General features: G+C 38.3%; 10 protein-coding genes. All 10 read right to left on the reverse strand.

Annotated features, from left to right (window positions below):
- Nucleotides 1-124 precede the first annotated feature (124 nt).
- Nucleotides 125-1,387: a glycosyltransferase family 4 protein gene (locus CSQ79_RS15610; RefSeq protein WP_099702092.1), complete on the reverse strand. Its 1,263-nt coding sequence runs from the start codon at nucleotides 1,385-1,387 to the stop codon at nucleotides 125-127.
- Nucleotides 1,388-1,402: 15 nt separating this feature from the next.
- On the reverse strand, nucleotides 1,403-2,659 hold the full coding sequence (locus CSQ79_RS15615) for a glycosyltransferase family 4 protein (protein WP_099702093.1): 1,257 nt from the start codon (nucleotides 2,657-2,659) through the stop codon (nucleotides 1,403-1,405).
- A gap of 120 nt (nucleotides 2,660-2,779) precedes the next feature.
- Nucleotides 2,780-3,826: a glycosyltransferase family 4 protein gene (locus tag CSQ79_RS15620; protein ID WP_099702094.1), complete on the reverse strand. Its 1,047-nt coding sequence runs from the start codon at nucleotides 3,824-3,826 to the stop codon at nucleotides 2,780-2,782.
- Between the two features lie 92 nt (nucleotides 3,827-3,918).
- Nucleotides 3,919-5,025 (reverse strand): glycosyltransferase family 4 protein, encoded by a 1,107-nt coding sequence (locus CSQ79_RS15625; protein WP_099702095.1) that lies wholly within the window; start codon nucleotides 5,023-5,025, stop codon nucleotides 3,919-3,921.
- Between the two features lie 184 nt (nucleotides 5,026-5,209).
- Complete coding sequence (locus CSQ79_RS15630) at nucleotides 5,210-6,259, reverse strand: acyltransferase (RefSeq protein ID WP_289501180.1); 1,050 nt, start codon at nucleotides 6,257-6,259, stop codon at nucleotides 5,210-5,212.
- A gap of 33 nt (nucleotides 6,260-6,292) precedes the next feature.
- Nucleotides 6,293-7,348, reverse strand: coding sequence for a glycosyltransferase family 2 protein (locus tag CSQ79_RS15635; protein ID WP_099702097.1), 1,056 nt, complete (start codon nucleotides 7,346-7,348; stop codon nucleotides 6,293-6,295).
- Nucleotides 7,349-7,379: 31 nt separating this feature from the next.
- On the reverse strand, nucleotides 7,380-8,273 hold the full coding sequence (locus CSQ79_RS15640; protein WP_289501181.1) for a glycosyltransferase family 2 protein: 894 nt from the start codon (nucleotides 8,271-8,273) through the stop codon (nucleotides 7,380-7,382).
- A gap of 232 nt (nucleotides 8,274-8,505) precedes the next feature.
- Complete coding sequence (locus tag CSQ79_RS15645; RefSeq protein ID WP_099702099.1) at nucleotides 8,506-9,657, reverse strand: glycosyltransferase family 4 protein; 1,152 nt, start codon at nucleotides 9,655-9,657, stop codon at nucleotides 8,506-8,508.
- A 91-nt stretch (nucleotides 9,658-9,748) separates the two neighbouring features.
- A complete protein-coding gene (locus CSQ79_RS15650) occupies nucleotides 9,749-10,801 on the reverse strand; it encodes a hypothetical protein (protein ID WP_099702100.1) in 1,053 nt (350 codons plus the stop codon).
- A gap of 21 nt (nucleotides 10,802-10,822) precedes the next feature.
- The gene (locus tag CSQ79_RS15655; RefSeq protein WP_099702215.1) at nucleotides 10,823-12,466 is read right to left on the reverse strand and encodes a glycosyltransferase family 4 protein; all 1,644 of its coding nucleotides are present in this window, start codon (nucleotides 12,464-12,466) and stop codon (nucleotides 10,823-10,825) included.
- Nucleotides 12,467-12,469 lie beyond the last annotated feature (3 nt).

The following is a 12,469-nucleotide window of genomic DNA, read 5'->3' on the forward strand; positions in this document are numbered from 1 at the left end:
AAGAAAAATTTAAATTATTGAAAGTAAGTGAACCGTTGAAGTTTAAAATTTCATGTTCTGGGATCGCCACCGAATTTGATTCTTTAAAGCTAAAGATGTTTTATTAAAATCTCTTAACGAATACTTAAGAAGACAGTGATTTGTCAGTTAAACAAGTTGGCATCACACTATCTATATCTTTGTAGACATGGGCTAGAAACTTGCCCTTTGCTTCCCAACTATAATAATTTTTGACTTTCTGTTGTCCTGCTTGTCCCATTTGTAAACGCAAGTTCTTGTCTTTAGCAAGCCTAACCATAGCTTGTGCGAGATCGTTAACAGCCTGTTCTGGACTATGTGCCGGAACTTTAATGCCAATTTCCGATGTGACCAATTGTGACGGTCCACCCAAATCCAGACAAAGAATAGGTCTACCAGACGCCATTGCCTCCAGAGGAACCCATCCTCCTGAATCATGCAGGCTAGGATGTACTAAAATAGAACATTGCCCTAACTTGAGCAAAACTTCCTCACGTGGCAACAGTCCGAAAAACTTCACTTGCTCGGCAATCCCCAAATTTTTGGAGAGTGCTTGCAATCGTCCTAACTCAGGTCCTTCACCTAAAATCCAGTACTCAGCATCGGGGAGATTTGCCTGAGCAAATGCCCGCAGTCCTAAATGAATTCCTTTCCAGTGGAGTAGACGAGCGATGTTGATAAATCGAACTGAAGAACCTGTTGGGGGTGGGCACTGACTAAGTTGTTCGATCTCTAGTTGTGACATTCCTGATTCAGACAATCGCTCGACATGGGATGCTCCCAACTTGCGTAGTTGTTTCGCGGTATCTTCAGTAGTCGCATATGCGATCGCACTTCGTTGAGCCGTCAGATGAGTAAACGGATCTAGTTCTCCAATTGCTCGCCATGCCCAACGTAACGACTCATAGAGCTTATTTTTCCTATTAAAATCAGTCCAAAATGACAACGGAGCCGACTCACCACCTCCTACCGGACCCCAGATAAATGGAATTGGTAGAAGAGATAGGAAACTAGGAGAGGAGTAGCGCACAAAAGTGACATGGTGGACGATATCGAAGCCAATCTCTTTGTGAAGTTTCCGTCCGACAAAATATGCTTGGATTTGCCAGAGGTAGTAGTGAAGTTGCATAGCACCAGATTGTCCCCAACGCAAACTATCTTGCCAAAAGGGAAGTGTGAAATAGACAAAATGCAGATTAGGTACTGGATTAGCTGCTAATTCAGCTTCAATTGCATCCTTACTTTCGTCGGTTCTAGTCAATACCCAAACTTCATGATGTTTAGCGACTTCCCGCGCCACATTCCAACCAACACCTCTTTCTGATCCTCTACCTGGTTCACATGAATAAGCGGATATGAGTACCTTCATGACTTTGCCTCGTCTTTACAACCCTTCTGAAAAAGATTCTTGTGATGCTAAAGGTTTAACTTGATAAACTGCTTCATGCATATTGCGTTTGATTCGCTCTATCACTTCTAAAAAAGCATGGATTTCACAATCGAGATCTTGCCCATAAAAGACTTCTTTAGACCGTTCGCTGTAACGCTGGCGATTTTCAGGATCAGCCATCTCCAGCATGGCGTTTGCTAAAGCATCAACATTGCCACAGGGATAAACGAGTCCGTTGTAGCGATGCCGAACAGTATCGCTGTATCCCCAATTACCACAACGATCGCTCAAAATGGGTGGACAACCGGATACCATTGCTTCTGAAACAACAAGAGGATGGGGATCGATCCAGGAGGTTACGACAAAAGCATCTATTGCTGCATAGTAAAGTGGAATTTTTGCTTGATTGACGAAGCCAAGATTGCGAACTCCATTTAGTTTGGCAAGACGTTTGTTAATTTCAGGTTCTAAGTCGCCTCCACCAATCATGACTCCTTTAATTCGCGCATCGCGTTGATGAGCTTTGGCGATCGCCTCAATGAATTCAAAAGGATTTTTGCGATCAATATATTTACCTGCAAAACCATAGATAATCGCATCCTCGTCTGTTGCTAGTTCCTTACGAATTTGGCGAATTTCATCTTGATTTTGAGCAATAGACCGCTCAAATCTTTCGCCATCTACTGGGTGACAACCGCGCATAATTTTCTCATCTGGAATACCGTAATGACGCAAATGAATTTCATTGTGATCGCCACAAGAGAGCCAGTAATCTGCTAAGTTAAGCATCCACGGATAAAGAATAGCCATAGCTATGCGACGCGATCGACTGTAGCGACCGTCTGACATGATAGTGGCATCATTTTGCATGATCAGAGGAATACCACGGAGTTTACATAATAGAGCCGTTAATCGATAGGAATAGTTGACAAAGCTCTGCATGAAAATGGCATCAAAGTTTTCTTTTGTCAGGCGACTCAATAATCCTGGACTAATCACGCTCTTTTTTTGCTGCGATGGAACTCTTCCAGAGAGATCTTTTAGATACTCATACTCATAACCGCTCAATAAATCAACGTCCCAAGGCTGGGAACTACTGCCTAGATCGCGATCGCCATTACCCTGATTTTCATCGGAAAGATAAAGAACCTTTATAGAAAGTCCAGGTTGTTCGCTCAGCTTCTTCCAGAGTGGTCCATGATGCTGGGTAGGATGTGTAAAAACGACTCCCAAACGAAATTTATCATTCATAATTTGCTCCAAATTCTTGGATAATTAGTAGTAAATAATGTAAGTCTTTAACTTAGTTTAAAAATGTGTTAAAATAAAAACTAGCAATATAATTTCTAGAAAAATCTCAATTATAAATAGCTAATCCTTAAAAAGACAATTCATAAAATCATCAAGCACTAAATCCATCGCAAATCTCTCTTCCATAATCTGCCGGCTTTTTTGTTTCATGGATTCAATTAATGGTTTATTTTGAATTAATATATTGAGTTGAGAAAGTAATTCCTCTTGAGAATTACAGATATAGCCATTGACTTTATTTTGAATAATTTCAGGTGCACCTAAAGCGTGTTTAGTAGTTAGCACTGCGAGTCCAGCACAGGCGGCTTCTCCTACAACACTGGGGTAACTATCGCATTTCGTTGGCAAAACCAATATATCGTGTTCTTTAAATAGCTCAATATGCTTATCTTCACCGTATTGAATATTATTTAGTATCGTGACATTCTTAAAGTTGCCTGGATCGTGACTAGTTACCATTGTCATCTGTAAGTTTGGATTATGATGTTTCGCAAACCAATCGAGTAAGATATCACCCCCCTTTCGTTGGAAGTCACCACCTACAAACAAAATCTTGACAACAGCATCATTACGCTTAGGACTAGGAATAAACAAATCTAAATCAACTGAAAATGGTAACTTCCCTTTTCTGAGTTTGTTGTGTGGAACTCCATAATCTTGAGAAATTTCTTCTAATACAGCGTCAGTCAAACCAATAACATATTTTTGTGAATTAAGCACTTGTTTATGGATAAAAGTAAGCCACGATGGAGACATTTTCATTCCATAAATGGGTTCGTATAGTTTTCTAGTCCAGTCTGTAACAATACAACTACTCGCACTATTAATTGCTGGGTAAGCAAAAAGAGCCGGACTCACTCCATGGAAAAGAACACTTCTTCCTTCTTTATTTGCTTCACGAACTTTTTGCTGTAGTTCCAAAGAACTCAGAAACCGCCTGCCAATAGTTGTAGAATATTTCCAAAAAGAATCTGTGGATTTTTGGTTTGGAACAAAACGATATATTTTTAGATCCAGAAAACTTTCAAACAGTTTAACAAACCGCTTTTCAAAAGTTCGATTACCAAGATCTACAGGAAATGTAACTAATAAAAGCTTTTTTTTCATTTTTTATCAATACTTTAAACATAAAGACTAAATAAACTGTTATACATTAGATATTTATATAATTAAATTGTAATTACGCATTAGAATGACCTTTACCTCAGCAGATTTTTATAAACGCCAGTCATTTGTTCGGCAACTTTTTCCCATGTAAATGACTGAACTCTTGTAAATCCTTTTTCCTGCAACTGTTGATAGTAAATCGGATTGTTATGAAGGTGACAAACTGCATCTGCAATGGTTTGACTATTCTTTGGATCGACTAGAACACCAGCATCGTCCACTACTTCAGGCATTGCCGAGACATTTGAGGTAATAACTGGCGTTCCGCAAGCCATAGCTTCTAGAAGAGTTATGCCAAATCCTTCGTGAAAAGAAGGGGCAACAAGAACATCAGCTTCATTGTAAGCTTGAACTAAAGTAGGTTTATCGAGATATCCTAAATAATTGATAGAATCTTCAAGTTTGTGGGTTTGAATGAAGTGCTTATCTTCATCTGTAAAATCATCACTAACTTTCCAAAACTGGACTGATAAACCTCGCTGTTTAATAATATTGAGTGCTTTAAGAATTGCACTTAGATTTTTACGTGGATGATTACCGCCAACATTCAATAAACAAAATGTATCCGAGGGAATATTAAGCTGCTGACGAAAAGTTTGAGACTGTTTTTTGGGTAATGGCTGAAATATGGATTCTACTGCATTAGGAATAATATTGATTCGCTCTGGTTTGATGTTGAGAACTCGATTCATGTTGTTTGCTGTCTCCAAAGAAACAGCAATGATCGCATCAGCATATTCCATACTTCGTATAGAGTAATGTCCTAAGCGATCACTAATCATAGGAAATCTGACTGAACCCTGAAGGTTTTCGGGGTAGAGAATATTAATGAGATCGTGACAAGTCACTACGACTGGTTTACCTGTTTTTCTTAGCCAACGTACAATGTGAGCATCACTATGATCGATAATGTGAAAAATATCTGCAGATTCTTGCTGAACTTTCTTAGGAAACCGCCAAAACCGTTCATAAGTCTTTTGTGCTCTAACGACTAAAGATTTACTATGTCGATCAAAAGACTGAGGTGCTAGTTCAGTTATTTCCCAGTTAGGGCATACTGTTTTCAGCCCTGCAATCAGCCCATTAGCATAAACATCCATACTAAAATGGGGCATTGTCCGGACAAAAGCAATTTTCATAGAAATTTCTAAAAATAGATCAATACAACTGCTATAGCGAGAGGCAGGAGGTAGAAGGCAGCTATGCTGGAGGTGAAAACCTTGCTATCGCTAATGTTGAGATTTTAAAAACGTCCTAACCAACTCTTCGACTGCTATAAAACTAAAGGTATATAAGTATTTTGATTACAAAATTGGGTAATCCCTAAACACCAAACAAATACTTTGCTGACCATTTATGTTGCAACATTAAAGCTACAACTATCCAACTTAGTAAAAAAGTTGTCACAGAAATGATAAGCAGGGAGCTAATCGTAACCTGTTCAATAACTCCAAATAGAGAGAAGAACAGTTTAGCAAAATTCATCAAAATCGGATGGATTAAATAGATGCCGAAAGCACATAAACCTAAATTTGCAACTATCTGTTTATTCCCTTTTATGTACTGCGATACGGAAATTCCAAATAGAAATAAAGAGTGAGCAACAATCAGATCTCGTAAAGTTACGGGTAAAACAAGTCTTCCCATAATAGTAGTTATAAAAAATATAGCTACTAAAACTATGCTACTTTTTCTTGAAAAAAGCCATGAATCTCCCTTAATTAGAAAGATGCAGCGTAAGATAATTGCAGTTAAAAAATATGGCAAACACTTCAATACCCAAACAGCATAAACTAAAACAAGCCTAATAAGTGGATTTATATCAGTACTTGCTTGAATTGTATCGCCAGGAACAATAACCAATTCATAAACAATAATACTTAATATTGAAAATATAATTAGTTGTTTAGTCTTAAACGGTTGATTTAAAAAATACTTTATGAAAAAAATCAAAAAACTTCCTACGAATAGGAGTGGTAAAAAATACAAATGGAATGAAGTACCACCAAAGAAAACAAGAGAAAGTGGATCTTGCGTCAATTGATTTAATCTCTCAGATTGATTTGCTTTCCAGAAAAAGACTAATCTTAAAACTAGATAGATCAAGCTCCAAATTAAATAGGGTATTACTAATCTTTCCAACCTTGATTTCCAGAAATTAGGAGAAAAGCCAGTATTAGGCTTGCACGCTATAAAATAGAAAGATGTAATTAGGAAAAAGGGAACAGCAAAGTAAAATGAAAGTCTAAAATAATCTGCCCAAGGATCAACAGGAACTCCCCAAGTCTCATCTCCTGAATGTACTAAAATAACCGCATAAGCGGCAATTCCTCGGCATAAATCAATTCCTAATAATCTCTTCTTTTGATTCATAAACATTTTTTCAAATTCGTCTGCAAATTTTTCTTAGCTAACTAATGCACGAACTCTAGTTAATGTCCAATCAATTACTTTTGGACGAAGATGCGGAGCATATAACCAAGCGATCGCAAATTTCGCCAAAGATTTAGGCATTAATCCTACCCAGAGAAACCAAATGCTATAAATGATCCGTTTCTGCCAGTTGAAGCTAGAGAATTTCCAAAGGGATCGAAACCCCCAGTAAATGAGTTGGAGGGAATGATCTGAAGAAACTGGATGTGCTTGAGGTTCCAAGCGTAGAGAGGCTAAACGCGACCACAAACGCCCAAAAGAACGCATTTCAACTTCGGGAGGAACTTCAAAACCAAATTCTTTAGCTCGTTGCTGCAACAGAGCAAAGTTTTGCAAGTCGTGCTGAACAAATCGGCGAAAGCGACTACCTGATACATAAGTCAATGCCCATTGGTTACTGTCATGAATGCGATAGACTCCCAGAGGCTCTTCAATGCCAACCATCTCTCCATAAAAGGGTGTTGAGATCATTAGGTAGTCATCCGCCGTGGTTTTGTAGTCGTCGGGAATTGGGAATACTTGAGTCAAAGCTGTCTGACTGTATGCATTACCACTCATGGGAGTACTGACATAACCACCATCTCGCAGTAACTGTCGCCACACTTCTCCACAAGCTAACTTCATTGTCGTTGTAGGAATAAAAGATCCCAATGGTTGTCCTTGGGAGTTCGCCACTTGCAAGCGATAATGAACTTTGCTAACTCCTGGCTTAAATGCTGCTACAACTTGTTCAACCGCCGTCGGTAAGAGATAGTCGTCAGAATCAAGGAAAAGGATAATATCGCCTTGACTTGCTGCAAAGCCGCTGTTAAGTGCTACTGCTTGCTTACCATTCTCTTGCAGAATTGGCGTAATGCGATCGCCGTACTCTGCAATAATCTCACGAGAATTATCGGTAGAACCATCATCCACAACAATAACTTCAGTATGAGGATATGTTTGGTTCAATGCACTGTCAATCGCCTCTGCTAAGAAGCGATCGTAATTGTAGTTGTTAATAATAATACTGACTAACAAATTGTCATCCATACATTCATTTCCATTATTTTGCACATAGTTTTTAAAGGCTAAGATTAACAGTTAGAAAATCTTTTATAAATAGCAAAGATTTATTAAATGTATTAAGAGTATTAGAAAAACTGCGTAATCCTTGATATTTTAGATTGCGAGCAGATGCATACATTAAAGCATAGGGTAAATAAATAAAAGCTTTTAGTTTATTATTTTCAGTAGCAAAATAGCGTTTAAAAGTGACATAAATGCGAGTAGCATCGTGGAAAGGTTCATAATAATCTCGATTGATTTCCGATGGATAATGAAAATTCACTGCGTCTGGGCAGAGAATAATCTTAAACCCTTTTTGAGTTGCTCTGGTTGTCAGATCAACTTCATCATTTCCATATACTAATTTTTCATCAAATAAAGTATCTTTGAACAAAGTAATTGGAAACACAGCGCTATTAATAACAACTGTTCTGATTCTGTCACCTTCTTTATAGCTAACATTCTGATACCCTAAAAAACTTTGTTCTCCAGGAAAGACAAGTTGACCATTTTTATTCTCAATTCCACTAATAATTAGTTTTTCAACAGGTTCTTGTTGAGCATATTGTGTCAATTTTTGATGTACAACTTCTAAAAAGTTTTCATTTAAGATGACATCATCGTCAATAAACAAGACATGAGAACCAGTGATATTTTTCAAAATATTATTACGATTTGCCCCTAGTCCTTTACGCGGTCCTTCCAAATATTTTACAAAGGGAAAAAGGGATGTAACAAGTGCTTTGGTATCATCATTTGTGCTATCATCTGATACAATCACTTCAAACACAGGATAAGTCGAACGTTCAACAGAGTTTAAAGCTTTGTGCAAATCTTCAGGACGATTTCTAGTGCAGATGCAGACCGAAACATTGAAGTGCATATTAGTTTTTTTCTTAAGGTTATTCATATAAGTCTTTGCTAATATTTGTGCTTTGAAATAATGTCTATTATCTTGAGAGCTTGCAGTAAATTTATTTAATCTTATGTCTTATCAGAAATTTAAGTTTCTGATTGATAAAGCAAATTTATTTTGATAGACTAATTTTTTTTGTGCAAGAGATTTGGGATAGAAAAAGGTGAACTTATAAGCGGATTTGACAATGATTATAAAAGTTTTATTTAATTTTTATTATGTTTAATTACAGTTTTAAAAGTAAGTTTTTTACGGCTTTGCCAGATGCATTCCAATTTAAACGAGATTGATATTCATTAAAGGAGGATAGAGCTAATTCTATATAGTTTGAGTAGTTAGTAAATAGATTTGAAATATAGTTAGCATATTCAAGAGGATTAGCAGTTATATCAAATGTCTTGCCATTCAAATTATCTTTAATAATTGTTGGAATACCACCGACATTAGTTGTCAGGCAAGGTACTCCCAGCGCGTTAGCTTCACAAAGTACAATCGGCGTACAATCAGCTAGTGAAGGGAGAAACAGAAAGTGAGACTCTGCAATCAGTTGAGAAATTTTGGCTTTACCTTGTGCTGTTGATTTACTGATGAACCCTAGCGGCTTAACAAAGTTAGGCAATGGTTCTTCTGTAATAGGTTGACAACCAACAACAGTTAATTCTGTATTCAAGCCTGCTTTGTTTAATTCTGTAGCAACCTTAAGTGCAACGTCACCGCCTTTGCGATACCATTCAACTCCTAAAAATAGAAGTTTGCATAACTTGGGCGATCGCACTTCAATCAAGTCTTTTACTTCATAGAGGCTGTATTCAGTTTCAATGTTTGCACCAAAAGGAACAACTTTAACTTTAGCCTCATTCACTCCATAGTAATTAATAGCAGTTTGGGCTGCCCAATCAGATGAATAAATAGCTAATTGGCATTTTTGGTGAGCTAGCTGTTCCACGCGATGCCAATCTCTAATTGTTTCCTGACAAAGATAACTATAGTCAGGATAAAAGTCTAAAAGGCTTGCAAAGCTAGCATCAGCCCAAAACACAATCGGTTGTTTGCACTCGAGATAAGCTATAGGATTCGCTGATCCACTAAATATTAGATCTACATTTGTCTGATATAGTTTAGAGGTGATTTGCTTAGCATAACTTTTTAGGACACATGGTGTCGGGTTTTTTAAGTATTTTTTATGAAATAATTCATGATAATGTCGCTTATATTTTTGCACAAGACGACATCCAAATTCATTCTTTAGAGGACCAACATATTCTAAAGGAAAAAATTGATTTTTAAGTGACTGGGCAATATAATATCCTGTTCCAGACCACTCATTAGAGCCTTTTAAACTACGTGAATCGTAGGGAGTTACATAAGCTAATTTCATAATTACTTTGCTACGATTTTGTCGTAAAGATTAATGTTTTTTGTTATTAATTCAAAAATTTTAGTCAATTTATCAGACAAGCTTATTAGTATTAACTAGCCTTAGCCAAGTTGAAAACTTGAGACTTCAAATGATAATAAACTGGACGAACCTTTAAAAATGACTGACGTGCATCAAAGAAAAGCTGTTGTTGCCAACGTGGCATTAAACACCAATTTTTGTAGGCTGGCAATGCAGTGTTAATTAAAAAAAAATGCCATCTTTGAACCATTTTGTCTGGTTGTGTTTCCTTGGCACGAATCCAACCATTTTCAACTATTGCACTGCGGAGTTCTTGATTGTCTCGCAACTGTTTTAGAGAGTAAATCACCTCCTCCATTGACGTTGCTTCTAAATAATCTAAATTGCTTTTTCGCTCAGCCAGAAATGCAGATTCATAACTCAAGATTGCTGGTACACCAGCGTGCCAAGCGTTGTATAATTTGGAGGCGGGTTTTCCTCGAAAGTGATTTTTACGACCAAATTCTCGGATCGCTAAAATAACATCAATATCACTGTAGTCGTTCCAGCTATCATGACTGAGTTTTTGTTGAAACTGCAAGCCTAAAGATGCTAATTGTTCGTACCAAAACTGCTCTTGAAATTCAGGAACTAAATTGACTGCATTGCCAATAAAAGTTACATTCTCAAAAGTATCTTTGCGATCGCGATCGCGAGGAATTAGAGAAGATTGTGGCCAATGAGGAATAAAGTAACTTTCCCAAAGTTCCATGAAACTTTTAGGTACAGCTTGGTACGGGTTTTGCACAACATGAAGCTGTGCGTAAGGATGCCGATCTACATCTGCCCGCAGGCAAACAATGAATAATTTTGGACTTGGCTGTATAGAATCCTCAAGAAAATCGCGGTGAGATAAAACAATTCCTTCATCAGGCATTGTTTGTACCAATTGACAAGGAAATCCATAATCTTTGAGATAAAGATAGGTTTGCAACGTCCAAAAGCAGCCACCGCTCTGCATGGGGGATATTGAATGTTGAGCGCATTGCCATTGCCAGTAGGAATCAGCATTCTGTGGTAAGTTACCCGCAGGTAGTTTGTTATGAGGAATATAAAAATAAATTGGTGGTAAGTTTTTTAACATAAAATTTGTGAAATGGAAACTTTAGCGCTTTAGTAAAGAACGCAAATGAGAATAGTAGCGCGATCGCCATCTTTCTGAAAGCAGGATATTCAGCGGATGATTGCGAAGACCGCTCTTTTTAACTAGGTTGAGCCATAGGCGTAGTCGTTGTACAAGTGGCAGTAATGGCATATGCCAATGCATCACCATATGAATATCGGTTTGATTGACGCTTGGTAAAAAGATATCTGGTTCGCCTAGAAACACTTCATCGCTCAAATCTAGGGTTGCCGTCGTTTTAGGTGTAGCTGCAACATAAGAGTAAACATCGTTCAAAGTACACTGCCAGTTGTCCCCCCAATGAGTTTGAGCAATTTTACTTCTAGTTGCTTCCCCTAGCGATAGCCGCAACTGTTCATCTGTAACCAAACGTGACAAAACAGCCGTGTACTCCTCCAGATCTCGCACTCGAATTAAATTACCAGCCAAACCAGGCATATCTGCACCAAGAACTCCACACAGATCAGAAGAGTAGGGATAGCGGCTAACGGAAGGAATGCCGTAGCTGCCAGCTTCTAATATGGATGTAATCGAGACAAAAGGAAATGAGTCAACATAGATGTCAGCAGCCTGATAAAACAAAGCGGTGTCTTTAGTTTCTCCTAAAACGCGAATTCTTCCTTGGGTTTGCTCAATGGCAGCAGACCAATCTTCGTTACAATCACCTGCACCAATAACAATTAAAATTGCTTGTTCGTATCTTTTCAGTAGATCGACATGAGCATCAGCAAAGCTAACACTGTCAATTGATTTATATTTAACTGCTCTAGCAATGGAGAGCAGCATGACACTATTTTCGTTAATTCCCAACCTTTGCTTTGCTTCTTTTTGAGAAAGTTCTCTACAAACGGGTTCCAAAATCGTTGGTAGAAGTAAGTTACGGTTTGCTGCAATACCTCTGCGTGCTTGAGATAAAAACATACCAGACTCGCGTAGATTAGCAACAGCATCGCTAACAGCAACTCCTACCCAAAACCAATGATCGCCGTGATTTGTGTAGATAATTGGGGGACATTGTGCTTTATTAGCAAATGCAATTGTAGGCACGACATCGTATTCCCAGGTGTGTAGCACGACAATATCTGCTGCTGCAGCACATTCGCGCAGCCTTTTGGCGCGAGAGATAAGACCACCAAATGAGTCGTTCAACACGTAGATCTTGCCTTGAGTGCTGAATACGGCATCCGTTAGGCTTTTGGGAACCTCGTTCGGTGCTTGCCTTGTCAAAGCAACTGAGTGTACTCGCTTGGTATCCTGTTGAATCCAGCGCCGCATTAATCGGGATATACCGCCGATATTGCAAAGATGGGTGGATACATGAAGTACGTTTGTCACCGTTCCAGACAATGAAGTATTCTTTTGAAGATCAACAGTAGTAGGTATTGCCTTGCGTCCAATGGTGAGTAGGAGTTGCTCTAGCTCCGAACTGACGAAAAAACCACAATGGTTCAATTGAGCGTAGTTGGCTGCGATCTGTCCGTATACTGCCGCTGCTTCGTAGTTGCCAAGCTCCAGAAAGTCTTTTGCTTGTGCAACTAGGTTGCGAAACTCCGCATAATTTTGGGGAATTAGCTGGCGACCTTCTTCTTGCCAAATTCTCAGTGTATTATTGGTTAGTGTTTCCATAAC

The organism is Gloeocapsopsis sp. IPPAS B-1203, assembly GCF_002749975.1.
GTDB lineage: Bacteria > Cyanobacteriota > Cyanobacteriia > Cyanobacteriales > Chroococcidiopsidaceae > Gloeocapsopsis.